General features: G+C 70.2%; 29 protein-coding genes and 1 riboswitch. Of the genes, 10 read left to right on the forward strand and 19 right to left on the reverse strand.

What is annotated here, in order from left to right:
- Position 1 precedes the first annotated feature (1 nt).
- The 7 genes from ACWDUM_RS05690 to carD all read right to left on the reverse strand — a co-directional run bounded on the left by ACWDUM_RS05690 (position 2) and on the right by carD (position 6,237).
- Positions 2-691: a ZIP family metal transporter gene (locus ACWDUM_RS05690; RefSeq protein WP_450133196.1), complete on the reverse strand. Its 690-nt coding sequence runs from the start codon at positions 689-691 to the stop codon at positions 2-4.
- A 170-nt stretch (positions 692-861) separates the two neighbouring features.
- Positions 862-2,067, reverse strand: a complete 1,206-nt coding sequence (locus ACWDUM_RS05695; RefSeq protein WP_450133197.1) for an amidase family protein — start codon at positions 2,065-2,067, stop codon at positions 862-864.
- 63 nt (positions 2,068-2,130) lie between these two features.
- On the reverse strand, positions 2,131-3,108 hold the full coding sequence (gene rlmB / locus ACWDUM_RS05700) for a 23S rRNA (guanosine(2251)-2'-O)-methyltransferase RlmB (protein ID WP_450133198.1): 978 nt from the start codon (positions 3,106-3,108) through the stop codon (positions 2,131-2,133).
- A gap of 2 nt (positions 3,109-3,110) precedes the next feature.
- Positions 3,111-4,517 (reverse strand): cysteine--tRNA ligase, encoded by a 1,407-nt coding sequence (gene cysS / locus ACWDUM_RS05705; protein WP_450133199.1) that lies wholly within the window; start codon positions 4,515-4,517, stop codon positions 3,111-3,113.
- Between the two features lie 11 nt (positions 4,518-4,528).
- Entirely contained in the window at positions 4,529-5,005 is a 477-nt protein-coding gene (gene ispF, locus ACWDUM_RS05710; RefSeq protein WP_450133200.1) for a 2-C-methyl-D-erythritol 2,4-cyclodiphosphate synthase, read from the reverse strand.
- A 12-nt stretch (positions 5,006-5,017) separates the two neighbouring features.
- Complete coding sequence (gene ispD / locus ACWDUM_RS05715; RefSeq protein WP_450133201.1) at positions 5,018-5,725, reverse strand: 2-C-methyl-D-erythritol 4-phosphate cytidylyltransferase; 708 nt, start codon at positions 5,723-5,725, stop codon at positions 5,018-5,020.
- Between the two features lie 23 nt (positions 5,726-5,748).
- A complete protein-coding gene (carD, locus tag ACWDUM_RS05720; protein WP_345352957.1) occupies positions 5,749-6,237 on the reverse strand; it encodes an RNA polymerase-binding transcription factor CarD in 489 nt (162 codons plus the stop codon).
- A gap of 278 nt (positions 6,238-6,515) precedes the next feature.
- Here carD and ACWDUM_RS05725 point away from each other — a divergent pair, with 278 nt between their 5' ends.
- The 3 genes from ACWDUM_RS05725 to radA all read left to right on the forward strand — a co-directional run bounded on the left by ACWDUM_RS05725 (position 6,516) and on the right by radA (position 9,329).
- Positions 6,516-7,136, forward strand: a complete 621-nt coding sequence (locus ACWDUM_RS05725) for a hypothetical protein (RefSeq protein ID WP_450112321.1) — start codon at positions 6,516-6,518, stop codon at positions 7,134-7,136.
- 169 nt (positions 7,137-7,305) lie between these two features.
- On the forward strand, positions 7,306-7,833 hold the full coding sequence (locus tag ACWDUM_RS05730) for a gamma carbonic anhydrase family protein (protein ID WP_450112322.1): 528 nt from the start codon (positions 7,306-7,308) through the stop codon (positions 7,831-7,833).
- Positions 7,834-7,928: 95 nt separating this feature from the next.
- Positions 7,929-9,329 (forward strand): DNA repair protein RadA, encoded by a 1,401-nt coding sequence (gene radA / locus ACWDUM_RS05735; protein ID WP_450112323.1) that lies wholly within the window; start codon positions 7,929-7,931, stop codon positions 9,327-9,329.
- A gap of 161 nt (positions 9,330-9,490) precedes the next feature.
- Here the strand turns inward: radA and ACWDUM_RS05740 are convergent, their stop codons facing one another.
- Positions 9,491-10,051, reverse strand: a complete 561-nt coding sequence (locus tag ACWDUM_RS05740) for a PaaI family thioesterase (RefSeq protein WP_450112324.1) — start codon at positions 10,049-10,051, stop codon at positions 9,491-9,493.
- Between the two features lie 99 nt (positions 10,052-10,150).
- Between ACWDUM_RS05740 and disA the strand changes: the two genes are divergently transcribed.
- Positions 10,151-11,230 (forward strand): DNA integrity scanning diadenylate cyclase DisA, encoded by a 1,080-nt coding sequence (gene disA, locus ACWDUM_RS05745; RefSeq protein WP_450112325.1) that lies wholly within the window; start codon positions 10,151-10,153, stop codon positions 11,228-11,230.
- A 71-nt stretch (positions 11,231-11,301) separates the two neighbouring features.
- Here disA and ACWDUM_RS05750 read toward each other — a convergent pair whose 3' ends face one another.
- Complete coding sequence (locus tag ACWDUM_RS05750) at positions 11,302-11,994, reverse strand: hypothetical protein (RefSeq protein ID WP_450112326.1); 693 nt, start codon at positions 11,992-11,994, stop codon at positions 11,302-11,304.
- Between the two features lie 84 nt (positions 11,995-12,078).
- Positions 12,079-12,711 (reverse strand): carbonic anhydrase, encoded by a 633-nt coding sequence (locus ACWDUM_RS05755; protein WP_450112327.1) that lies wholly within the window; start codon positions 12,709-12,711, stop codon positions 12,079-12,081.
- A 78-nt stretch (positions 12,712-12,789) separates the two neighbouring features.
- Here ACWDUM_RS05755 and ACWDUM_RS05760 point away from each other — a divergent pair, with 78 nt between their 5' ends.
- Positions 12,790-13,659 (forward strand): A/G-specific adenine glycosylase, encoded by an 870-nt coding sequence (locus tag ACWDUM_RS05760; protein ID WP_450133202.1) that lies wholly within the window; start codon positions 12,790-12,792, stop codon positions 13,657-13,659.
- A 26-nt stretch (positions 13,660-13,685) separates the two neighbouring features.
- Here the strand turns inward: ACWDUM_RS05760 and ACWDUM_RS05765 are convergent, their stop codons facing one another.
- From ACWDUM_RS05765 to ACWDUM_RS05775, 3 genes are all read right to left on the reverse strand, one after another.
- Positions 13,686-14,051: an Imm51 family immunity protein gene (locus tag ACWDUM_RS05765; RefSeq protein WP_450133203.1), complete on the reverse strand. Its 366-nt coding sequence runs from the start codon at positions 14,049-14,051 to the stop codon at positions 13,686-13,688.
- 62 nt (positions 14,052-14,113) lie between these two features.
- Positions 14,114-14,866 (reverse strand): alpha/beta fold hydrolase, encoded by a 753-nt coding sequence (locus tag ACWDUM_RS05770; protein ID WP_450133204.1) that lies wholly within the window; start codon positions 14,864-14,866, stop codon positions 14,114-14,116.
- Positions 14,867-14,915: 49 nt separating this feature from the next.
- A complete protein-coding gene (locus ACWDUM_RS05775) occupies positions 14,916-16,382 on the reverse strand; it encodes an MFS transporter (RefSeq protein WP_450133205.1) in 1,467 nt (488 codons plus the stop codon).
- 100 nt (positions 16,383-16,482) lie between these two features.
- Between ACWDUM_RS05775 and ACWDUM_RS05780 the strand changes: the two genes are divergently transcribed.
- Together ACWDUM_RS05780 and ACWDUM_RS05785 are read left to right on the forward strand one after the other, a co-directional pair.
- A complete protein-coding gene (locus tag ACWDUM_RS05780; protein WP_450133206.1) occupies positions 16,483-16,878 on the forward strand; it encodes a MarR family winged helix-turn-helix transcriptional regulator in 396 nt (131 codons plus the stop codon).
- Positions 16,879-16,918: 40 nt separating this feature from the next.
- Complete coding sequence (locus ACWDUM_RS05785) at positions 16,919-17,230, forward strand: antibiotic biosynthesis monooxygenase family protein (RefSeq protein WP_450112333.1); 312 nt, start codon at positions 16,919-16,921, stop codon at positions 17,228-17,230.
- 54 nt (positions 17,231-17,284) lie between these two features.
- Here the strand turns inward: ACWDUM_RS05785 and ACWDUM_RS05790 are convergent, their stop codons facing one another.
- Positions 17,285-18,076, reverse strand: coding sequence for a helix-turn-helix domain-containing protein (locus tag ACWDUM_RS05790; RefSeq protein ID WP_450133207.1), 792 nt, complete (start codon positions 18,074-18,076; stop codon positions 17,285-17,287).
- 132 nt (positions 18,077-18,208) lie between these two features.
- On the opposite strand from ACWDUM_RS05790, the gene ACWDUM_RS05795 reads away from it, so the two are divergent.
- The 3 genes from ACWDUM_RS05795 (at position 18,209) to ACWDUM_RS05805 (ending at position 19,805) form a co-directional block, all read left to right on the forward strand.
- Positions 18,209-18,571, forward strand: coding sequence for a nuclear transport factor 2 family protein (locus ACWDUM_RS05795; RefSeq protein WP_450133208.1), 363 nt, complete (start codon positions 18,209-18,211; stop codon positions 18,569-18,571).
- 74 nt (positions 18,572-18,645) lie between these two features.
- Positions 18,646-18,783, forward strand: a riboswitch (cobalamin riboswitch).
- A 27-nt stretch (positions 18,784-18,810) separates the two neighbouring features.
- Positions 18,811-19,005, forward strand: a complete 195-nt coding sequence (locus ACWDUM_RS05800) for a CbtB domain-containing protein (protein ID WP_450112336.1) — start codon at positions 18,811-18,813, stop codon at positions 19,003-19,005.
- The gene (locus tag ACWDUM_RS05805) at positions 18,996-19,805 is read left to right on the forward strand and encodes a CbtA family protein (protein WP_450133209.1); all 810 of its coding nucleotides are present in this window, start codon (positions 18,996-18,998) and stop codon (positions 19,803-19,805) included. The genes ACWDUM_RS05800 and ACWDUM_RS05805 overlap by 10 nt, the downstream gene beginning before the upstream one ends.
- 85 nt (positions 19,806-19,890) lie before the next feature.
- Here the strand turns inward: ACWDUM_RS05805 and ACWDUM_RS05810 are convergent, their stop codons facing one another.
- From ACWDUM_RS05810 to ACWDUM_RS05830, 5 genes are all read right to left on the reverse strand, one after another.
- Positions 19,891-20,637, reverse strand: coding sequence for a DsbA family oxidoreductase (locus ACWDUM_RS05810; protein WP_450133210.1), 747 nt, complete (start codon positions 20,635-20,637; stop codon positions 19,891-19,893).
- Positions 20,638-20,819: 182 nt separating this feature from the next.
- Entirely contained in the window at positions 20,820-20,999 is a 180-nt protein-coding gene (locus tag ACWDUM_RS05815; RefSeq protein WP_450112339.1) for a hypothetical protein, read from the reverse strand.
- Between the two features lie 185 nt (positions 21,000-21,184).
- Entirely contained in the window at positions 21,185-21,619 is a 435-nt protein-coding gene (locus ACWDUM_RS05820; protein ID WP_450133211.1) for an OsmC family protein, read from the reverse strand.
- A 94-nt stretch (positions 21,620-21,713) separates the two neighbouring features.
- Positions 21,714-23,345, reverse strand: coding sequence for an MFS transporter (locus ACWDUM_RS05825; RefSeq protein ID WP_450133212.1), 1,632 nt, complete (start codon positions 23,343-23,345; stop codon positions 21,714-21,716).
- 131 nt (positions 23,346-23,476) lie between these two features.
- A complete protein-coding gene (locus ACWDUM_RS05830; RefSeq protein ID WP_450133213.1) occupies positions 23,477-24,643 on the reverse strand; it encodes an alpha/beta hydrolase family protein in 1,167 nt (388 codons plus the stop codon).
- Positions 24,644-24,680: the final 37 nt, after the last annotated feature.

The raw sequence follows: 24,680 nt of genomic DNA on the forward strand, positions 1-24,680 counted from the left end.
GCTAACCGCCGAGCGCGAACGCGACCAGGAACCCCAGCGCCGTCGACAGGCCGACCCACCAGCCACCCTCCCGATACGCCTCGGGCATCAGCGAATCGGCGAGGACGGCGATCGTGGCCCCACCGGCGAAGGCCTGGATCACCGCGATCCGCGACGGTGGAATCGAGTCGGACGCGGCGTACGCGAGCACCACCACCAGCACGAGGACGACTGCGGTGACGGTCCACAGCACCGCGGCGCGGCGCCGGTCGAAGTTCGGTTGCTTCCGCATCGACGCCGCGCCGGCCATCGCCTCCGGCACGTTGCCGACCGCGATCGCCACCAGCAGGACGAGCCCGCCCTCGACGCCGAGCGAGACTCCGAGGGCGGTGTTCTCGGGAATGCCGTCGAGCAGCGCGCCGAGCATCAGCGCCCAGCCGAGGGCTGCGGGTCCGAGCTTGTTCTCGATCAGGTGGTCGGCGAACACGTAGACCAGCGCACCGAGCATCAGCGCGATGCCGGCGACGACGACCCCTTCCGACTCGAACGCCGGCTGGAACAGTTCGGTCGACACCGCGGCCACCATCGCGCCCGCGCCGAACGCCATCAGTGCGGCCAGCAGCGGCCGCGGCAGGTCGTAGCGCAACCCGACGAACGCGCCGACGAGCATCGGCAGCGCGGTCCCGAGACCGTAGAGGAGGGCGGTCGCCATCCCGGGATCGTACGACGGCGGAGCGGCGACCGCGGGTAGGCGACGGTGAGGGGGCGAGCGCGCTCGAGGCGGGTGGTTGACGTGCATCCACGCTCGCGGCACGGGCCCGCTCCGTGCCGCGAGCGGACAGGTGAGCGCCAATCGGCTCGCCGTGGAGTGCCGTGGCGGCGCTAGGCGACTCCGGCAGCACGGACGGCCGTCGCGAGCGCGAGCACGTCCAGGTCGCGGCCTCGGGGTCCGACGATGCACAGCCCGATCGGGATCTCCACCGGCAGAGGCACACTCACCGCGCAACGCCCGGTGGCACCGGCGATGCAGGTGAGCGCGAAGGTCGCGGCCCGCTCCCGTTCGATCACCTCGCCGCCGAGGGCCGCCTCCGCAACGATCGGCGCCACGGAGGACGCCGAGGGCACCAGCAGAAGGTCGTCACCGAGCAGGGCATCCACCTGGGATGCGAAGCTGCACAACCTGTCCCAGGCCCGCCGCCGGTCCAGTGCGGTGTACCCGGCCGCCGTGTCGAACCGGGCGCCCACGTCGGGGTTCAGCGTGGCCCGGTGCCGGGAGATCCACGCACCGTGCGCGTGCCACGCCTCCCAGCCCTGGACGGTCTGGAAGTCGCGGACGGCGCCCGGCAGGGCGCCGGTGTCGATGTCACACCGTTCGATCGCCGGGAGGTTCGCGGCGTTCGTCCACCGGGTGACGGCCGCGGCCACGGCGTCCCGCACCTCCGCGGAGGCGAGCGCGACCAGCGCGTCGCACACCAGCGCCCGCGCGAACGTCCGCGGCTGCTGCGGCGGCAGCAGCACCCGACCGACCGCATGCAGGGTGCCGGGATCGCGCGCCAGCCACCCGACGGTGTCGAAGGACGGCGCCAGCGGCAGCACCCCGACAGCGGACACCGCGGCGTGCGTGGTGCGGATCCCGTACAGCCCCTGGTACGACGCGGGCACCCGGATCGACCCAGCGGTGTCCGTGCCGAGCCCGACCGCAGCATCGCCGAGCGCGACTGCGCTGGCCGGACCGGAACTCGATCCTCCTGGGATCCGTTCGGGTGCAGCGGGATTGGGAGGCGTCCCGTAGTGGGCGTTGGTCCCGGCGAGGCTGTAGGCGAACTCGTCGGTCCGGGCGATCCCCGCGACGGACGCGCCCGCCGCAAGCAGGGCCGCGACCACCGGCGCGGTGCGGGTGGCCGGAGAAGCCTCCGCGAGCCGGACCGGATTGCCGGCACCGACACGATGACCCGCGAGGTCGAAAAGGTCCTTGACCGCGACGGCCATGCCGTCGAGCGGTCCGGATCCGGTGGGTTCGACCAGCGGGTACCCGAACTCGCGCCACACCGCGGAAGCGGAGCGACCCCGGTCCCCTGCGTCGATCATGCGCATCCCCGGGGCCGCGAGTCCTTCCGGTCCGCGTGCAGGCCGGGAGGACTCACGGGCGCGTCAGCGCCGCTGCCGGGCGATGTCCGCGAGCACGACACCGGCCGCGACGGACGCGTTGAGCGACTCGACTGGGCCGGCCATCGGGATGCTCAGGATGGTGTCGCAGGTCTCGCGCACCAGGCGTGAGAGGCCCTTGCCCTCCGAACCGACCACGACCACGACCGGACCGGTGCCGTCGTACTCGTCGAGGGTGGTGTCTCCGCCGGCGTCGAGGCCGACGATCTGCACACCCTTCGCGGCCCAGTCCTTGAGCGTGCGGGTCAGGTTGGTTGCCTGCGCGATCGGCAGTCGCGCCGCGGCACCGGCGCTGGTCCGCCACGCGACCGCGGTGACCGACGCGCTGCGCCGCTGCGGGATCACCACACCGTGACCGCCGAACGCCGCGACCGAGCGGACCACCGCACCGAGGTTGCGGGGGTCGGTGATGTTGTCGAGCGCCACCAGCAGCGCCGGCTCCTGCTGGGTGCGGGCGTTCGCGAGGAGGTCGTCGGGGTGCGCGTACCGGAACGGCGGCACCTGCAGCGCGACACCCTGGTGCAGGCCGTTGGCGCTCATCCGGTCCAGGTCGGTGCGCGGCACCTCGAGGATGGAGATGCCCTTGTCCGCGGCGATCTGCACGCTCTCGGACAGCCGGTCGTCGTTCTCGGTGCCGACCGCGACGTACAGCGCGGTCGCAGGCACACCGGCCCGCAGGCACTCGAGAACCGGGTTGCGGCCGAGCACGTTCTCCGGGCCGTCGGTGCCCTTGCGGGGCGATCCGCCGCGCCCGCCTGACCCACCGCCTGCCGGTCGCCCGGCGCCGGCCTTGGCCGCCGCACGGGCCCGCTTGGCGGCGGGGTGCTTGGTCCGCTCGACCGCGGGCGGGGTGGCGCCGCGGCCTTCGAGGCCCTTGCGCCGCTGGCCGCCGGACCCGACGACCTGGCCCTTCTTGGTGCCGGACTTGCGGACCGCGCCGCGCCTGCTCGAATTGCCTGCCATCACTACCCTGCTTCGTTGTGGTTCTTCTCGAGGGACCACTCGGGTCCGTTGGCGGTGTCGGTGACCGCGATGCCCGCGGCCGCGAGCCGGTCCCGGATCGCGTCGGCCGCCGGCCAGTTCTTGTCGGCCTTGGCCTGTTGCCTGGCGTCCAGACTGGAGCGAACCAGCACGTCCAGCGCGGCGTGCGCGGCGGACGCGTCGGTGGAGTCGCTCGTCCAGTGCGGGTCGAGTGGGTCGACGCCGAGGATGCCCATCATCGCGCGCACCTGCCCGGCGATCAGGACGGCGGTGTCGAGGTCACCGGCGGTCAACGCCCGGTTGCCCTCGCGCTGACGACCGTGGATCTCCGCGAGCGCCTTCGGCACCCCGAGGTCGTCGTCGAGTGCGGCCGCGAACTCCGCGGTCCAGGTGCCGACCGGCACCTCCCCCGCGCGTTCCGCGGTCTTGAGCACGAACGCCTCGATGCCCCGGTAGGTTTCCGCGGCGACGTCGAGCGCGTGATCGGAGTACTCCAGCATGGACCGGTAGTGCGCGCCGCCGAGGTAGAACCGGAGTTCCTGCGGGCGAACCCTTTTCAGGACGTTGGGCACCGACAGCACGTTGCCCAGCGACTTCGACATCTTCTCGCCGCCCATGGTGACCCAGCCGTTGTGCAGCCAGTACCGGGCGAACCCGTCCCCGGCGGCCCGGCTCTGCGCGAGCTCGTTCTCGTGATGCGGGAACACCAGATCCAGTCCGCCACAATGGATGTCGAACTCGCCACCGAGGTAGGCGCCGGCCATCGCGGAGCACTCGAGGTGCCAGCCGGGCCTGCCGCGTCCCCACGGCGTCGGCCAGGACGGCTCGCCCGGCTTCTCGGCCTTCCACAGCGTGAAGTCTCGCGGGTCGCGCTTGCCCTCGGCCGCGCTCTCGCCCTGGTGGACGTCGTCGAGCTTGTGCCCGGACAGCGCGCCGTACTTCTCCCAGCTGAGCACGTCGAAGTACACGTCACCCGCCGCGGCGTAGGCGTGCCCGGCGTCGATGAGCCGCTGCATCAGCTCGACCATCTGGGTGACGTGCCCGGTCGCCCGCGGCTCCGCGGACGGCGGCAGCACACCGAGCTGGTCGTAGGCCCAGGTGAACGACCGCTCGTACGTCGCGGCCCATTCCCACCACGGCCGACCCGCGTCGGCGGCCTTGTTCAGGATCTTGTCGTCGATGTCGGTGACGTTGCGGACGAACGCCACGTCGTGGTCGTGCGCGAGCAGCCACCGGCGGAGGACGTCGAACGCGACACCGCTGCGGACGTGGCCGATGTGCGGCTCACCCTGCACGGTCGCCCCACACAGATAGATCGACGCGTGGCCGGGGACCAGCGGAACGAAGTCACGCAGGGCCCGCGTTTCGGTGTCGAAGAGTCGCAGGGTCACGACGTGCGATCCTACCGGTCCGCCGTGGCCGCGATGACCAGCGCCGTCGCCACCGCAGCGATGCCCTCGCCGCGACCGGTCAACCCGAGTCCGTCGGTGGTCGTCGCGGACACCGACACCGGCGCGTCGAGCACTGCCGAGAGCGCGTCCTGGGCCTCGACGCGCCGCGGGCCGATCTTCGGCCGGTTGCCGATCACCTGGACCGCCGCGTTGCCGACCGCGAGACCGTGCTCGTCGAGCATCCGACGGACCTCCGCGAGCAGCGTCGCGCCGCTGGCGCCCGACCACTCGGGGCGACCGGTCCCGAACACCGAACCGAGATCGCCCAGGCCGGCCGCGGACAGCAGCGCGTCGCACAGTGCGTGCGCGGCGACGTCGCCGTCGGAATGGCCGGCGCAGCCGTCCTCTCCCTCGAACAGCAGGCCCGCGATCCAGCACGGCCGCCCCGGTTCGATCGGATGAACGTCCGTGCCGATGCCCACTCGCACTGCCCTGTGCTCCTATTCGTCGGTGTCCGGGTCCGTCAACGCTCGCGCCAACGCGAGGTCGAGGGGGGTGGTGATCTTGAAAGCCAGTGGTTCGCCTGCGATGGTGCGGACCCGCGCCCCGATCCGCTCGACCAGCCCCGCGTCGTCGGTGGCGGCCGCGTCGGTGGCGTCGTAGGCCCGCCGCAGCAGGTCCGCGGCGAAACCCTGCGGCGTCTGCACCGCACGCAGCTCCGACCGCTCCGGGGTGCCGGTGACCACCCCGAGCAGGTCCACCGACTTGATCGTGTCGGCGACCGGCAGGGCCGGGACGACCGCCTCCCGTCCCGCGCGCAGCTCGGCAACGACCCGGGCGATCAGCGCGGGCGGGGTCAGCGCGCGGGCCGCGTCGTGCACGAGCAGCAGGTCCGCGTCCGCGGCCGCGGCGATACCCGCGCGCACCGAATCCGTCCGTTCCGCACCGCCGCCGACCACGTCGACACCGGTGGGCAGATCGTCACGGGTCCGCTCGACCAGGTCCGGCGGCACGATCACCACCACCCGGTCGACCGCGCCGGAGTCGAGCAGACCAACGACCGCCCACTGCAGCAGCGTCCGCCCCTGCAGGGTCACGAAAGCCTTGGGCACGTCCTCGCCGAGCCGCGTCCCCTGCCCGGCGGCCGGAACCAATGCAACGACCCGGCCTCCGCTGTGCGCGTCGACCGGGCCTGTCACGGTGTTCATCTGTGTTTTGTCCGCGTCGGGCGTCAGGACGCTGCCGCGAGAACCTCGTCGAGGATGGTTTCGGCCTTCTCGTCGTCCGTGCCCTCGGCGAGCGCGAGCTCACCGACGAGGATCTGACGGGCCTTGGCCAGCATCCGCTTCTCTCCGGCGGACAGACCGCGATCCTGCTCACGGCGCCACAGGTCGCGAACCACCTCGGCCACCTTGTTCACGTCGCCGGAGGCCAGCTTCTCCAGGTTCGCCTTGTACCGCCGCGACCAGTTGGTCGGCTCCTCGGTGTGCGGCGCGCGCAGCACCTGGAAGACCTTGTCGAGCCCTTCCTGACCCACAACATCACGAACGCCGACGTACTCGGCGTTCTCTGCGGGGACCCGGACGGTGAGATCGCCCTGGGCGACCTTCAGTACGAGATATTCCTTTTGTTCACCCTTGATGGTGCGAGTTTCGATTGCCTCGATCAGCGCCGCTCCGTGGTGGGGGTATACGACGGTGTCTCCGACCTTAAAAATCATCTGTCCCGTGCCCCTTTCGATCTGCCCAGTTTATCACGGGTTCCCCCAACGCCGGTTCCAACGTCCCTGGTCAGACGCACAGCGGGCTGATCGGAGGGGTTGACACCAGGTCACGAACCTGCATCGACACGGCCGGGGAAGACGCCGCCCCACCGGAATTCGGCACACCGGCACACGACACCGCGTCCGCCAAAGATCGACCCGGGGAGGCCCCGCGCGGAGGGAACTACTACTCTGCCTAGTTGAGTTACACGACCCGACGCCGTGGAGGACACCCCGTGACAGCACTGAATGCGTCGACTCGCCGAGTCGCCACCGCCGTTGCCCTGGCCGCAGCAGCTGCCATCTCGCTGTCCGCCTGCAGCGCGGGCCAGATCACCCAGACCTCCACCCAGGTCGCCGCCGTCAACGGCAACTACGCGAACCAGGGCGACATCTCGCTGCGCAACGTGCACATCGTGTACCCGAACAGCGAGGAGTACAGCCTGAAGCCCGGCGGCACCGTCGCCCTCGCGTTCACCGCCGTCAACGAGAGCCAGCACCAGCCCGAGCGGCTCGCGAAGATCAGCACCGACAAGGCCGCGTCCGTCACCATCGCGGGCGAGGTCGGAGGCCGCGTGATCCGGCCGCAGACCGCGCTGAGCTCCGGCGTCCCGGACGCCACCGTGACCGATGACGGCGAGAAGATCGAGACCGACATCATCCTGGTCACCCTCAACGACATCGCCGAGGGCGTCTACCCCGGCCTGACCGTGCCGGTCACCTTCACGTTCGAGCGCGCCGGGGACATCGTCGTCGACGTCCCCGTCGACGCGGGACCGATCCTCGACCGCCACGAGTCCGACAAGTCCGGCAACGAGGGTGCCGGCACCCTCGCCGACCACGTCGCCGGTCACTGACCCGATCGCCGTCCGACGGCCCCCGACCTGCACCAGGTCGGGGGCCGTCGCTGTTTCCGGGGTCCCTCGCCGGACACCACACGAGAGTGCGCAGGCCGGCGGGTCGGGTGCTGATCGGCCAAAATGGGATGCGACACAACCTGTTCGACCCGACGATCAGGAGCAGCACATGACCGGACCCCACGTGGTGCCCTTCGACGACGCAGCGCCCACCGTCGCCGGCTCGGCGTGGCTGGCGCCGACCGCCACCGTGATCGGAGACGTGACACTGCACGAGGAGGCCGGCATCTGGTACGGCGCGGTCGCACGCGGCGACGCCGCGCCGATCACCGTCGGCGCGGGCAGCAACATCCAGGACAACGTGACGATGCACGCCGACCCCGGATTCCCCCTGACGGTCGGCGCGAACGTCAGCGTCGGCCACAACGCGGTCCTGCACGGCTGCACCATCGGCGACGACTCGCTGATCGGCATGGGCGCCGTGGTCCTCAACGGCGCTCGCCTCGGCGCGAACTGCCTCGTCGCGGCCGGTGCCGTGGTGCTCGAGGGCGCCGAGATCCCGGCCCGCTCACTGGTGGCCGGGGTTCCCGCCAGGGTGCGACGCGAGCTCACCGACGAGGAGATCGCGCACATCGCCCACAACGCGGAGAGCTACCGCGCGCTCGCCGGAAAGCACCGGGCCGCAACGACTTCCTGACACCGCGCGCTGCCGGAGGCGGACTCACCAGGAACCGCCGGGTGCCACCGCGACCGGAAGGACGGGTGTCGGTCCCTGCGCCTAGGGTTTCCTCCGTGGCCAAACCGAAGACCAGCTACCGATGCACCGCCTGCCAGTACACCGTCGCGAAGTGGGTCGGCCGCTGCCCGGAGTGCGGCGAGTGGGGATCGGTCGAGGAGGCCGCCCCCGTCCTCGCTGCCGTCGCGAACCGGCCGGGCGCGAGCGGCGCGCGCGCGGGCACGGGCCTGGTCCCCACCTCGCCCGCAACCCCGCTGACGCAGGTCAGCGCGACCGTCAGCCGCGCCAAGCCGACGGGGGTACCCGAACTCGATCGGGTGCTCGGTGGTGGCATCGTGCCCGGATCGGTGGTGCTGCTCGCCGGCGAACCGGGCGTCGGCAAGTCGACGCTGCTGCTCGAGGTCGTGCACCGCTGGGCGCGCCGGGGTCCCGACGACCGTTCCCTGTACGTGACCGGCGAGGAGTCCGCCGGACAGGTCCGGTTGCGCGCCGACCGCACCGGCGCCGTCCACGACCGCGTGTACCTGGCCGCCGAGTCCGACCTTGCGACGATCTTCGGCCACGTCGAACAGGTCAAACCGACCCTGCTGATCGTCGACTCGGTGCAGACGATGCTCGCCGCCGACGTGGAGGGCGTCACCGGTGGCGTCACCCAGGTGCGGGCGATCACCTCGGCGCTGACCACCCTCGCGAAGACCAGCGGCATCCCCGTGCTGCTCATCGGGCACGTCACCAAGGACGGCGCGGTCGCCGGTCCGCGCGCCCTCGAGCACCTGGTGGACGTGGTCCTGCACTTCGAGGGCGACAAGCACTCGACGCTGCGGATGCTGCGCGGGGTGAAGAACCGGTTCGGTTCCGCCGACGAGGTCGGCTGTTTCGAACTGCACGAGGACGGCATCGAGTGCGTCACCGACCCGTCCGGGCTGTTCCTGCACCACCGCGACGACACCGCCCCCGGCACGGCCGTCACCGTCGCGATGGACGGCAAACGCGCCCTCCTCGGCGAGGTGCAGGGACTGGTGGTGCCCACCCAGAACCCCTCCCCGCGCCGGGCGGTGAGCGGCATGGACGCAGCACGGGTTGCCATGGTGCTGGCGGTGCTCGCCAAACACGCCAACATCCGCACCCACGACAAGGAGGTCTACGCCGCGACGGTCGGCGGCATGCGGCTGACCGAGCCCTCCGCCGACCTCGCCCTCGCGCTGGCCATCGTCTCCGCCGACCGCGACAAGCCGCTGCCGTCCGGGCTGGTCGTGCTCGGCGAGGTCGGACTCGCCGGTGAGGTACGCCGGGTCACCGCGGTCGGCCGCCGACTGGCCGAGGCCAAACGGCTCGGGTTCACCCACGCGGTGGTGCCGCGCGACTCCGGGCCGCATCCGGCCGGCATGCGAGTCGACGAGGTCGCCACGATCAGGGAGGCCCTGCGCGTGGTCCCCCGCCGGATGGAGGCGGTCTAGGGCGTGTCTCCTGATCCCACTCGGATGCACCCGGCGAAACAATCGTCGTCCGGCAAGGCGGAGGAGAAGCCGATACCGCTGTTGTATCGGCGCCGACGACAACGCCGCTGGGCGGCGATTGAGCGCCGGGGGCGCCGCAATGGGGGGTTGGGAGGCATGCCCTAAAGCGTCGAGTTGCCGAAGTTCGGGACCGTCGGCACACCGTCGACGAAGTCGCGCATCGGTTTGAAGTGCTCCGGCTTGATGGTCAGGAACAGTCCGCGGGAGGTCCCGGCGACCTCGTCGCTCGCAGTCGGCCCCTCCACGATCCGGACCTCCGAGCTGGCGTACACCTTGCGGCGGACCATGCCGTCGATGCGGGCCCGGAACTCGAGCACCGATCCGAGCGGGATCGGGCGGGCGAAGTCGACCTGCAGGTGACCGGTCACCACCGGCACCCCCAGAACCATGCAGGCCATGCCCTGCGTCTCGTCGAACGCCGTCGTCAGGATGCCGCCGTGAATGACGCCTGGGCCGCCCTGGAAACGCGACTCGACGGTCAGCCGCCCCACGACCTCGATGCCCTCCGTCGCAGTGAAGTGCATCGCCGCACCGGTGGGCTGGTCGTCGCCACATCCGAAGCATTTCGCCCAGTGCTGAGGCAGCGCCTCACCCGGCGCGGGAAAGAAATCGGGACGGGTGGGGATTTCGAGATCATCGGGCAACGTCCAGGTACCGCTCATGTCTCGGTAATCTAGTCGCGACATGTCCGCGTGGGACGATCGCCTCCCGCGCACCGGTACGGCGCCGCGCGGATTCCAGCGAGGCAAGGGGGGACGGCGATGGACGACACCGCGGCCACGCTTCGCGAAACGATTGCCCGGCTGGCACCGGGCACCGAACTGAGGGACGGGCTGGAACGGATCCTGCGCGGACGCACCGGCGCACTGATCGTTCTCGGCTACGACGACCAGATCGAGGAGCTCTGCGACGGCGGATTCGAGCTCGACGTGGAGTTCGCCCCCACCCGGCTGCGCGAGCTGTCGAAGATGGACGGGGCGGTGGTGCTCTCGACCGACGGCACGCGCATCGTCCGCGCGAACGTCCAGCTGGTGCCCGACTACAAGATCCCGACCGTCGAGTCCGGCACCCGACATCGGGCCGCCGAGCGGACCGCGATCCAGACCGGCTACCCGGTGGTGTCCGTGAGCCAGTCGATGAGCATCGTCTCCGTGTACGTCGGCGGCGTCCGGCACGTACTGGAGGGCTCACCGACGATCCTGTCGCGCGCCAACCAGGCGGTCGCCACCCTCGAGCGGTACAAGTCGCGGCTGACCGAGGTCACCAACGCACTGTCCGTCGTCGAGATCGAGGACTTCGTCACACTCCGTGATGCGCTGACGGTGGCGCAGCGGCTGGAGATGGTCCGCCGGGTGTCCGTCGAGATCGAACGCGACGTCCTCGAACTCGGCACCGACGGCAGACAGCTGGCGCTGCAGCTCGAGGAGCTGGTCGGCAACAACGACGTGGCCCGCCAGCTGGTGGCGCGGGACTACCTGGCCGGCCCCGGCCAGCCGTCCACCGAGTCGGTCGAACACACACTCGCCGCACTCGACAAGCTGACGGACGCGGATCTGCTCGACCTGACCACGCTCGCGCGGGCGTTCGGGTACCCGGGGACGATCGAGGCGCTGGACGCGCCGATGAGCCCCCGCGGATACCGCGTGCTGGCGCGGGTGCCGCGCCTCCAGTTCCATCAGGTGCACCGGCTGGTCGCCTCGTTCGGCACGCTGCAGGGGCTGCTCGCCGCGACGGCCGCCGACCTGCAGGCGGTCGACGGGATCGGTGGGCTGTGGGCCCGGCACATCCGGGAGGGGTTGTCCCGGCTCGCCGAGACATCGATCACGGGCCCGTTCGATTGAGCGGCTGGGCCGCCCGTGAGCGAATTTCACCCTCACCGAGATGAAGTTCACTCACGAGCAACTAAAGCGCATCAGCTCAGGTTGAACGGCTCCGGGGTGCTGCGCAGGTTCCCGAGCTGCCCGACCACGGTGTAGGCGCCGGCGCCGACCGGGTCCCGGGGTGCGGCGCATCCCGGCTCGGAGGTCGCCCCGGACCACTTGACCGTGAACGCAGCCTGCTCACCGGGCTTGAGTGTGCGCAGGTCGGGCGCGGCGTTCGGGTAGCAGTCGTTGTTCGACCACAGCCGCTGCTGGCCGTCGAGGGTGTAGACGAGGACCTGCTGCATCCCCGCGCCGAGGTCCCGGTCGCACGTCCCGTTGCCGATGTTGGTGATGACGATCCCGAACTCCGGCTCCTCCCCCGCCGGGTACGTCGCCTTGTCGGCGCTGACCTTGATGGCCAGGGAGTTGTCGGCGCACTGGCCCGCGGGCGCGGCGACGGCGGTACCGGACGGGGAGCCCTCGCCGGACGCCGCCGACGACTCCGATCCGGACGCGCCGCCCGCGGCGGAACTCGACTCGGTCGCCGATCCGGAGGCCGAGGTCGTCGACGTCAGCGACGAACTCACGGCCGCCGCATCAGCGGCGGGATCGTCGTCGCCCCCGCCGCGGAGGGCGGAGACGATCCAGATCAGCAGGAGAAGCGCGACGACCCCAGCACCGATGGCAAGCCAGCGACGTCGCCAGTAGATCTCGGGGGGCAGCGGCCCGGACGGTTCCATCACGGATACCACGGTAGGTGCCCGCGGTACACGCACCCTCAACCAGGTCCGGCGTGTCGTCCACCTGTCCGCGTGTCAGGCCCCCGGTCAGCTTTCGTCTGCGGTCTCTCCGACGTCGCCGACCACACTGATCAGCTTCACGCTGCCGTCGGCCAGCGTGTAGGTGACACCGACGATCGCGCAAGTGCCCTTCTCGACCTTCTCGGCGATGATCCGGGACCGGTCCATGAGCAGGCGGCCCGTCTCGATCACGTGCCGGCCTTCGAGCTCGTCGACGGTGCTCAGTCCCTCGTTACGGCCCATCAGGATCGACGGGGTGACTCGTTCGACGAGGCTGCGGATGAACCCGCCGGGGACCTCGCCGTCGTCGAGTGCCTTGAGCGTCGCGGCGACCGCCCCGCAGCTGTCGTGGCCGAACACGACGATCAGCGGCACGTTGAGTTCACCGACCGCGTACTCGATCGATCCGAGGACGGCGGTGTCGATGGTGTGACCTGCGGTACGCACGACGAACATGTCGCCGAGCCCCTGGTCGAAGATGATCTCGGCGGCGACGCGGGAGTCCCCGCATCCGAACAGCACCGCGGTGGGATGTTGTCCCTTGACGAGCTCCGCTCGGTCGGCGATGCCCTGGCTGGGATGCAGCGGCTGGTCACTGACGAACCGCTCGTTACCCTCCTTGAGGGCCTTCCAGGCTGAAATGGGGTTCGAATTGGGCATGTCAGCCATTGTGCACCCCTCCCCGAAACGGACACGGTGGCGACCTGGCGAAACAGCGAAGGGCAGAGTGACGATCCGGTGAAATCCAGCGCACTGATCGGCTGGTACGAGCGTGCGGCGCGTGACCTGCCGTGGCGGCACGACGGGGTCACGGCCTGGCACATCCTGATGAGCGAGATCATGCTCCAGCAGACCCCGGTCGCCCGGGTGGCGCCGATCTGGGAGCAGTGGGTGGCGCGCTGGCCGGTGCCGTCGGCGATGGCCGCTGCGGGCCAGGGCGAGGTACTCCGGGCGTGGGGCAAGCTCGGCTACCCTCGCCGGGCGCTGCGCCTGCACGAGTGCGCGGGCGTGCTCGCCGCCGAACACGGCGACGTGGTGCCGGACGACGTGGACGTGCTGCTGTCCCTGCCCGGCATCGGCGCGTACACCGCGCGGGCCGTCGCGTGCTTCGCCTACGGACAGCGGGTTCCGGTGGTGGACACCAACGTTCGGCGGGTCATCGCCCGCGCCGTGCACGGGGCCGCCGAACCGGGCAACCCGTCGACGAACCGGGACCTCGCCGACGCGGAGGTGCTGCTGCCCCGGACCCGGGCCCGCGCGGCGGTGTTCTCGGCGGCACTGATGGAACTGGGGGCGACCGTGTGCACGGCCCGCACCCCCGACTGCGGACGCTGCCCGCTCGACGACTGTGCGTGGGTGGCGGCCGGACGGCCCGCGCACACCGGACCGCCACGCAGGGTGCAGAAGTTCGCGGGCACCGACAGGCAGGTGCGCGGCCGCCTCCTCGACGTCCTGCGGGACAGTCACGGACCCGTGGAACGCGCGCGGCTGGACCAGGTCTGGCTCACCGACGTCGCACAGCGGGACCGGGCACTGGACTCGCTGCTCGTCGACGGACTGATCGAGCAGACCGAGGACGGACTCTTCGCCCTCGCCGGGGAGGGCTGAATCGGTTCGCCCCAGTCGGTTTCGACCTAGTCGTCGAGGCCGAGCTCGATCGAGCGGGCGAGAGCGGCCCCCAGCGCGTCGGCGTCCAGAACCAGGGTGTGCAGGGTCCGTGCGGCGATCAGCAGGGCGTCGAGGTCGTTGCCGTACACGCTGACCATGCCGCCCTCGGGATCGAAGCCCACCGCGTCGAGTGTCGCCGGGGACCGATCCGTCAGCACCGCCTGGAGTGCGCCCGAGAAGTCGTAGCCGGAACCCTCGATTCCATGTGCCTCCAGCGCCGTTCGGTGCTGATGGTATTCGGGCCCACCGGGCGAGTAGATGATGCTGGAGCTGTTGTCCCCGGTGACGAGAAGGACGGGGCGGAGGGCGTCGAAGTCGCTGGGAGTTGCCATGGCGCAACCGTATCCAAGCCGTCCGACACCAGCGCGAACCGGAGGTCGGTGCTACCGGGCGACTACGGCCGGTCGACGTCGGCGAGGAAGGTCTCGACAGCCGCGCGGTACTCGGCGGGCCGGTCGTCGTGCACGAGATGTCCCGCACCGGCGACCCACTCGTAGCGGGTCTCGGCCTTCCTCGGCATCCGCGCCATCTCCCGCATCTGCCCCGCCGGGGTGATGGTGAACTCGCCTTCGAGCAGCAGCGCGGGCGCCTGCACCTCCGCCCACTGCGACCAGAAGTCGCGGGTGCCCCACTCCTCGGAGATGTCGCGCCAGACGGGCACCTCACCGTGCAGGTGGTAGCCGTCGTCGCGGCGGTCGAACGAGTCCATGAAGTACTGCGCGGCAACGGGTCCGAAGAACTCGACCATGTGCTGCTCGTCGCGGAACGGGGTCGGCCAGGACCCGATCATCGCCGCCCACTCCGCTGCGGTTCGCCCCCGGAAATCGGGCGCCATGTCCTCGACGACCAGTGCCCGCACCCTGCCGGGGTGGGCGGCGGCGAAACACCAGCCGTGCAGTCCGCCCATCGAGTGACCGATCACGGCCATCGGCTCGTCGATCGGGTCCAGCGCGGCCGCAAGGTCGGCGACGAACGCCTCGGTGGTCAGTTCCGTCGGCGCCGGGCGGCCGTGCCCAGCCGCGTCGAACGTGTACACGTGGCCGTGATCGCGCAGCCATGGCACGTGTCGACGCCAGGTTCGGGCGCTGCCCATCAGCCCGTGGAGCAACAGAATCGGCCGGCCGGTCCCACCCTCGTCATGCAGCACGGCACCGAGGCTAGCCCGGTGCCGCGCCACATCGGTGAACAACCTCCGATCAGTCCTGCCAGGGCGTGGGGACCGCGGTGTATCTGCGGCGCCGGATCGACGGTGCGACGGTGATCGCCAGACCGACCAGCGCCACACCGGTCACCAGGACGAGACCGGGCCGGAACTGGTCGAAACCGGCGTCGGCCGATCCCCCGGCATGCGATCCGGCGGTGACCAACGCGGTGGTCAGTGCCAACACGAGCGCGGCGCCGACCTGGGCGGAGGTTTGCACCAACCCCGAGGCCAAGCCCTGCTCCGCGTCGTCCACACCGGCGGTGGCCTGCGCCATGATCGAGGTGAAACCGAGTGCGAACCCGATGCCGAGGAGGATCGCGGCGGGCAGGATCGCCACCGCGTACGTCGGCTGATCACTGCCGACGAACAGGAACCACAGGTAGCCCAGGCTGAGCGAGGTGAGCGCGGCCAGGATCACCGGGGAGGTTCCGAACCGGTCGATCGGCCGACCGACGAACGGCGATGTCACCGCGACGATCAACCCGGTCGGCAGCAGCGCCAGCGCCATCTTCAACGGCGACCAGCCCAATACAGACTGCAGGAAGATCGTCATCATGAACTGGAAGCTCAGGTAGGAGCCGAACAGCGCGACGACGGCAAGGTTGGCCCGCACGATGGTCCCCACCCGCAGGATGCTCAGCCGCACCAGCGGGTGCGGCACCCGGTTCTCGATCACGAAGAACGAGATCAGCAGGGCCGCAGCGAGTACGAACGATCCGAGGGTGAGCGGATCCGCCCATCCGCGGGACGGTGCGGACACCACGGTGTAGACGGTGAGCAGCATTCCCGTGACGAGGGTGACCGCGCCGACGAGGTCGTGCCCTCCGCTGTCGGCCGGACGGTCCTTCGGGATCAGCACCCACGCCGCCGCGAGCGCGGCGACCGCGAACGGCACCGGCATCAGGAACGTCCACCGCCAGCCCGCGCTGGTGAGCAGACCGCCGAGGATCAGTCCGGACGAGTAGCCACTCGCGCCGAAGACCGAGAAGATCGACAGCGCCCGGTTGCGGGCGGAACCCTCCCGGAACGTCGTGGTCAGGATCGACATCGCGGTCGGAGCGGTGAACGCCGCGGCGAGGCCCTTCACGAAACGCGTCACGATGAGCAGGGTTCCGTTGTCGACGACGCCTCCGATCAGCGACGCGACCGCGAAGACGGACAGTGCCACGAGAAAGACGCGGCGGCGGCCGAGCAGGTCGGCGGTGCGCCCACCGAGCAGCAGCAGGCCACCGAAACCGAGCACGTAGCCGTTGATGATCCATTGCAGCGAGGTGGTGTCGAGGCCGAGTTCGGCACCGATGGACGGGAGCGCGACGCCGACCATGGAGACGTCGAGGCCGTCGAGGAACATCACGACGCAGAGCACCGCGAGGATCCCCCAGAGGCGGCCGGTCCAACCCTGTTCGGGGGCTGGGGAATCCGGCGTTGTCAGGTTCGAGGTGGTTCCGGTGACAGTCACGTCGGCAAGATTAGATGCACGCGCAATCAATGCACAAGCATAAATTTCCTTTGCATTTATTTTGCTTGCACCCATCCGGGGGCCGAACTAGGATGCGGCCATGACGACAGAAGCGGAGCTGCGCGACAGTTGGCGCGCCCTGCTCAGCCGGTACAACGGCATCGCATGCGAGCTCGACCGGCAGATGCAGAGCGCACACGGGCTGAGCATGAGCGACTTCGAGACGCTGGACCGCCTGGTGTCGGTGACCTGTACGCATCCACGGATGCAGGAACTGGCCGCCGACATGTACCTCAGCCCGAGCGCCCTCTCCCGCAGCGTCGCCCGGCTCGAGAAGGCCGGCCTGGTGTCGCGATCGCTGTGCGAATCCGACCGTCGAGGCGTCTTCGTCGACGTCACCGACGCCGGACGCGAGGTGCACGCCGACGCCAGCAAGATCCAGCTGGCGGTACTGACCGACCATCTCGGCGAACCCGACACCGCCGCCGCGGGCTGAACCGGCCGGCACCGGGCCCGGCGGGAGTACCCTCGCGGCCATGGCAGTCGTGAAGATCAACGCAATCGAGGTGCCCGAGGGCGCCGGTCCGGAGCTGGAGAAGCGGTTCGCACAGCGCGCGGGCACTGTGGAGAACTCGCCGGGGTTCCTCGGCTTCCAGCTGCTGCGTCCGACGGGCGGTGAGACCCGCTACTTCGTCGTGACCCAGTGGGAGTCCGAGGACGCCTTCGCCGCATGGCGTGACGGCGACGCCCGCGCCGCGCACGCCGGCGAGGCCAAGAAGCCGGTCGCGACCGGCGCCTCGCTGCTCGAGTTCGAGGTCGTCCTCGACGTCGCGGCGAAGCAGGCCTGACCCACCCCCTTCCGGCAGCGCCGGCCGCGCGCTTTCGCGGCGGCCGGCGCGCCGTCAACCCGCGAACCGACGCAGCGCCTCGGCCGTGCGTTCGTCGGCGGCGTGAAACGTCTCGATCGCCAGCTCCGCCACGGTGACGTCGAGCGGCGTCCCGAACACCGTCGTTGCGCTCAGGAGTGCCAGTTCGCCTGCCGCCGTACGGATTCGGATCGGCACCACCAGCGCACCCGGCTCCGGTTCGACCGCGGGATCGGCACACGGATAGCCCGCGAGCTCGGTGGCGAGACCACCGAGCACCGGGTCGCCGGTCGCGGCAATCTGGTGCTCGAGGCGGCGCAGCACGTGGGCTCGCCACTGGCCGAGGTTCACGATCCTCGGGGCCATGCCCTCCGGGTGCAGACTCAGGCGCAGCACGTTCACCGGGGGCTCGAGCAGGTCCGCAGAGCAGCCGTCGACCAGCAGCGCGACCGCGTCGTTGCCGTCCACCAGGTGCCAGTGCCGATCCACGACCACCGCCGGGGAAGGCAGATGTGCGTGCAGGATCTGCCCGATCGCCCGCGCCACCGAGGCCATCGGGACGTCACCGAGTGCATGCTCCGGGTAGGCGGGCGCGAAGCCCGCCGCAAGGAAGAGCGAATTACGTTCCCGCAGTGGAATGTCCAGCTGTTCACTGAGCCTCAACAGCATCGCCCGGGTCGGGCGCGAACGCCCCGTCTCGAGGAAACTGACATGCCGGGCCGACACCTCCGCACGGCCGGCCAGTTCCAGCTGACTCATCCGTCGGTGTTCACGCCAGTGACGTAGCAGATCACCGACCGGCCGATCCCGTCCCACGAGTGTGGTCATCGCCCGAGCCTAGGTGCGACCGGGGAGGCGGATCCATTACCTCCCGGGTAATCGACGACCGGCCGCACCGGCCGCACAGTGGTCTCGTCAGTCGGCCACCCGGGCCGGCACAACCGATCGAAAGAGGCTCCCATGAGCGACTTCGACACCCTCGCCGCCAGGTACATCGCGGTCTGGAACGAAACCGACCCCGGCGCGCGCCGCACCTCGATCGAGGAACTGTGGGCGCCGGACGGTCGCTACGTCGACCCGACGGTCGCGGCGTGCGGTCACGCGGAGATCGACGCGACGATCGGCGCGGTCCAGGGGCGGTTCCCCGGGATGCGCTTCCGGCTCCGCGGCCCGGTGGACGGCCACCACGAGCAGGCCCGGTTCGGCTGGCAGCTCGGGCCCACCGGCGCCGAGGACCTGATCGAGGGCTTCGACGTCGTCGAGCACGACGAGGCGGGACGGCTCGTGCACGTGCTCGGATTCCTCGACAAGGTGCCCTCCTGAGCCTCCCCGACGGGCGGCCCGGACACCGTCCGGGCCACCGAGGGATCGGGCGGCGGCGCCGTGTCCCGATTGACACCGGAGGCAGGTCGGTGCGACAGTGCGCGAGTAATTGCGATGCCCGACGGGAATCCGGTACGAGTCCGGAGCGGTCGCGCCACTGTAATCGAGGGCTTCCTCGACAGCCAGACACCGTCGTCATCGCCTGTGCTTTGAGGGACGCGTAATCCCAAGGAGGAACGATGGCTGTTGTTCACACCCCCAGCAGGTCGACCGAGTCGGTCGGTGTTGCCCTGATCATCGCGGGCGTGGTCCTGCTCGCGATGCTGACCCTGTACCTGGTCGGTTTCGACCAGGGCGCGGTCTCGCGCACCGGCATGTACATGCACGAACTCATGCATGACGGTCGACACCTGCTGGGACTGCCGTGCCACTGACCGACACTTTCACGAAACTCCTCGTCCGCGGCCTGCTGGCCGGCCTCGTCGCAGGCCTGTTGGCCGGTGCCGTCGCGTTCGTGATCGGCGAACCGCACGTCGACGCGGCCATCGCGATCGAGGAAGCCGCCTCCGCCCCGGCCGAGGAGCACGCGCACGACACCACGGCGGCACACGACCACGGCGACGCCGAGGCCAGTGCAACGGCGGGCCATTCCCACGGCGACGACGCCCTGGTCAGCCGCGACGGCCAGCGGGCCGGGCTGTTCCTCGCGACCACGCTCGCCGGTCTGGCTCTGGGCGCGATATTCGCGGTCGTCGCCCACTACGCACGCCGAGTCACCACGCTGTCCGGCCCGGTGCTGGCATTGGCACTGGCCGGTGCGGGCTGGCTCGCGATCGAGGCGGTGCCGTTCTTCAAGTACCCGGCGAACCCGCCCGCGGTCGGCGACCCGGACACCATCAACCAGCGCACCTGGCTGTGGCTCGCGTCGGTCGTCCTGGGTCTGTTCGCGGTGGCCGTGGCCGTCTACGTCGCACGCCTGGTGGCGTCCACCGGCTACCTGTCCATCCAGGTCGCGGCCCCGGTGCTGGCATTCCTCGCGGTCGTCGCCGTCGGCTACGTCGTGATGCCCGGCATCAACGAGGTCGGCGAGGACTTCCCCGCGACACTCCTGTGGGAATTCCGCATCTCGTCGCTCGCCATCCAGGCGACGCTGTGGCTGGCCCTCGGACTCGGGTTCGCGTTCCTCACCGAGCGCGCGACCCGTATGCAGCCCGCGCTCGCCGGCACGCGCTGACCCGTCCCCACCTGCCTGAAGGGCACCTTCGTTCGCATTGTCCGAACGAAGGTGCCCTTCAGCCGTTGGTGGGGTCCGGCGCGCCTCAGACGGCGCAGGAGCCGTCGGTGCAGGCGCCGTCCGCGTCGGCGGCACCGGCGAGGGTGACGATCGGACTCGCGTCGGCGTAGGCCTTCTCCAGCAGCTGGGTGAAGACCTCGACGGGCTGGGCGCCGGAGACACCGATCGCCCGGTTGGCGACGAAGAACGGAACCCCGGAGACACCGAGCGCGCGGGCCTGCGCGAGATCCTCACGCACGCGGTCGACCTCGGCGTCGGAATCGAGGGCAGAGCGGACGGCGTCGGCGTCGAGCCCGGCCTCCGCGGCGATCGCGACCAGCTCGTCGCGGTCGTCGACGACTCGACCCTGTTCGAAGTGGGCGCGAAACAGCGCGGCCATCAGGTCCTCACCGCGGTCGCCTGCGAAGTGGACGAGCCGGTGCGCGTCGAAGGTGTTGGCCGCAATGACGGTCTCGAAGTCCATCGTCAGCCCGTCGGCGGCGGCGGTGCTCGCGACGTGCGCGAACATCTGCTTCACCTGGTCAGCGGGCATTCCCTTCATCTCGACGAGTGCGTCGATCTCGGGGCGCCGCAGTCCGACCGGGGTGTCCGGGGAGAGCAGGTAGGACCGCCACACGACCTGCACCTGATCGCGGTGCGGGAACTGCGCGAGAGCGGTCTCGAACCGCTTCTTGCCGATGTAGCACCACGGACAGGCGATGTCGGACCACACCTCCAGCACGACGGGGGCGGACGGGTCAACGGATTCGAGGCTCACGACTGGTTGAAACATCGATCACCGTGAGTTTTGTTCCAGGGCCCGTCGGCCGGGTCGTCCCGGCATCAGGCGCCGGACAGGTGACCGAATCCCGATTGCGTCACAGGCGCAAATACGAACTGCCCCGGGAACCATTCGGTGCCCGGGGCAGTTTTCTTACATCGATTGAAATTGTTCGGTGCCGCGCGATTTCACTCCTACTTCGCGTCGGGGCAATCCTTCACCCACTTCACGTTCCCGTTGAAATTGCAGCTGCCGGCATGGGTGCCCACTGCGAACGCCGGGGCGGCGAAGCCGAGCGGCACAGCGGCAAGCGCCCCTACCAGGGCAATCTTCGCGACGAGATGGCGGGCGGGAGCCTTGACGGAGTTGGCCACGTTATTCGATCCTCACTTCGGCGGCAGTCGTTGGTCCGAGGCGACGGAAATTAACCGAAGTCTCACGATGTGCCATTTTTTCAAAGGGAATTCCGCGTCTCACGGCGTCTTCACGCATCGGCGCGGCGAAATCCATGATAAATGAGCTCACGCCATTTTGCGAGGATCAATCTTTTGTACAGCGATCAAACGAGCGCCGCGTCCAGGGTGATCGGCACACCCGTCAACGCCTTGCTGACCGGGCACGTCTCCTTCGCCGCCTGCGCGACCCGCGCGAACCCGTCGGCGTCGAGACCCTCGACCTCACCCCGGACGGTCAGCGTGATCCCGGTCAGCTTGAATCCGGGATCGTCGGGGCCGAGACCGACGACAGCGGTGACCTCCAAGCTCTGCGGCACCCCGCCTGCCTCACCGATCAGAGCCGACAGCTGCATCGCGTAGCACGCCGAGTGTGCCGCCGCGATCAGCTCCTCGGGGCTGGTGGCGCCATTCGCCTCCTCCGCGGCGCGTTTCGGGAAGGAGACGTCGAACGTCGCCAGGCCCGAGCTGGTCAGCTCGGTCTGGCCGGAGCCCTGCTCGAGGGTTCCGTTCCATGCGGTGCGTGCGGTACGAGTGGGCATGAGCGATTCCTTCCGAGTGGCGGACGAGCGGGACCCCACCAGTCTCGTCCCGGCCCGCCCCGCGGGCGCCCTTTTCGGCGCACCGGCGACCGGCCTAGGACTCGGCCATCTTCCGGTCCGGATCGTCGGCGGTGTCCTCGGACGCGTACCGCTCGAGCAGTGCACGCTCCGCATCCCCTCGGGGGAACGCGAAGAACACCAGCGCGGCACCGATCAGCACGATCACGATCGCGGCGGCGTACGCGCGGTTGTCGCCCTCGAGGAAGGCCGAACGGGCGGCGGCGATGATCTGCTGCGCGTACTGCGGGTAGCGCTCGGCGATGTTCACCGCCCCCGCGAACGACTTCTCCAACGCGGTTTGCGTCTGCTCGCTGACCTCGGACGCCTGCGGGGTCGCGGCGATGGTGGCCGAGAACGACGCCGTGTATCCCGCGGTGAGCAGTGCACCGAGGATGGACTGCACGATCGCACCACCGAGATCGCGCTGCAGATCGGCTGTGCCAGAGGCCATTCCGGCACGCGACACCGGGACGGACCCGGTGAGGGAGTGCGACGCCGGGGTTCCCGCCAGGCCCACGCCTGCGCCGAGGAGCATGAAGCCGAGCGCGATCACCCAGTAGTCGGCGTCCTCATTCCACAGCAGCAGCGCCACCGCGAGTCCCGCGACAATTGCGACGTACCCGGTCAGCAGCGTGAACCGCGATCCCCTGGACTCGACGAGCCGGGCCGAGTGCGGCGCGACCAGGATCATGACGATCGCGGCGGGCAACGCCGCCGATCCCGCCGCGATGGTGGAGTACTCGAGCACGTTCTGCAGATACTGCTGGCTGACGTACATCGCCCCCATCAGCGTGCCGAACACGATGATGCCCGCCACCGCGGCGACCCAGAAGATCCGGCGCCTGGCGATCCTCAGGTCGAACAGGGGGTTGCGGGCGCGCAACTGGCGGAGGACGAACACGATCCCGGCGACCGCCGCGATCCCGAGCGCGACCAGAGCCGTCGTCTTCATCCCGTCCACGGGGAGGAAGTTGATGCCGAGCACAAGGGCACCCACCAGGACCACCGACACCATCCCTCCCAGATGGTCGACCGGATCGGACGACTCGTTGACGTGGCTCGGCACGAACACCACCGTCATCGCGAGCGCCACCAACACCAGCGGAATGGTCACCAGGAACACCGAACCCCAGAAGAACCATTCCAGCAGGGCCCCGGCGACCAGCGGACCCAGCGCGGACAACCCGCCGCCAATCGCCGACCACAACGCGATCGCCTTGGTTCGTGCCGCGCCCGCCCACAGTGCGGTGATCAGGGCGAGGGTGGTCGGGTAGGCCATGCCCGCGGAGAGGCCGCCGAGCACCCGGGCGAGAAACAGCACCTGCTCGTTCGGCGCGAATCCGGCGAGCAGGGAGGCAGGCAGCGACAGCAGCATGCCCAGCACCAGCATCGTCTTGCGGCCGTAGCGGTCCCCCACCGCGCCGAGATAGAGCACCGACGCGGCCAGGCCCAGCGAGAACCCGACCGCGATCAGGTTCAGCGACGTCTGACTGGCGTCGAAGTCGCGCCCGATGTCGGGCAGCGCGACGTTCGCGACGGCAAGGTTCAGATTCGCCACGGCCGCAACGAGAATCAGCGTCGTCAGCACCAGCGACGCACGCGCGGGACGGGTCTCCACGAGGGTTGCCACCGTACAAGTGGACACCACGTCCGCACCTTCCGCCATCGATCCGGGGAACACCGTGGCAAACCGCGTGGTCCGGTGTAGCCTCGGCCTGCACTTCCCATGGACGGCAAGCCGGCGGTGATCCGTCGGGCCGCTCGTCACCGGCGACCCGGCCGACCGGTGCGGCCCGGTCACTGCCCCCAGAAGCGCATTTCAGGGAACCGCGGTGACGGACCGTCCAGGAGCGCGCCGTCACGATCACGCAGAAACCGGTCGAACATCGCGGGGACGTACTCGCGCTGCACCGCGATCGCGCGCTCGGGCGAGCCGATCCCGGCCGCGGCGGTGATCGACGGCAACACCCCCGAGGCAATGGGAATGAAGACGGGTAGGTCCGAATAACTGAAGTGCCCGGAGTCGAGTAGGGCAATCGCCCGCACCCAGCCGCGGTGGTTCGTCAGGAACGGACCCCACGTCGGATCCCAGGTCACCGGGCCGCCACCCCTCGACCGGTAGGTGGCCCCGCTCGCCAACAGCAGGACCGGTCGATCCGGCGGCTCCGTCACCGCGGACGACGGCTCGTCGTCGGACCCGATCGCTCCGTCGAGGTCGACGACGGCATCGACGCGCGCGTCCACCCGCATCACCTCCACCGCTGTGTACCCGCCGTACGAGTGCCCGAACATCCCGACCCGGTCGAGGTCGAGGCCCTGTGCGAGGCCAGCGGGGAGCGCGGCCTGCTCGGCGTCCGGGTTCACGCCTGCCGCGATCCGGGACAGATCGTCGAGCACGAAGCGGCTGTCGGCGACACGGACATCGATCATCGACTCGTCCCGCAGCACCGCGGTGTCCACGTACTCGACGCGCTCACCGGGGAACGCCACCGCCGGGGTCTCGAAGGTGTGATCCATCGCGACCACCACGAAGCCACGGCTCGCGAGCTCCTCGGCCATCACCGTGTATACGCCGCGCGCGGTGCCGAAGCCGGGCGAGAACAGCACGGTCGGCACCGCCCCGAGCGCATCGTCGACCGGGGCTCCGACGTACGAGTTCCCCGTCACTCCGGTCAGGGGACGCCCGCCGAGCGGGTAGCCGAGAGCCGCCTCGGCACCGGTGTAGCCGGCGCGTGGACGGCCGGCCACGTCCCGCGCCGGATACCACACGGTGACCATCAGTTCGCGGCGCCGGTCAGGATGCCAGGGGTCGGCGCGGCCTTCGTCGATCAGGTGCAGTGCCGCACTGCCGACCGGGTACGGTCCGGTCGGTATCGGCAACACCACCCCCTGTGCATGGGCCACCGGCACGGCGAGGGCCTGCACCAACCCCGCGACGAGCACCAGCACAGCCGCGGCGGTCACGCATACGAGCCTGCGCTCGGACACCGGCGCCCCCTGC

This window comes from Rhodococcus sp. NPDC003322 (genome assembly GCF_053589555.1).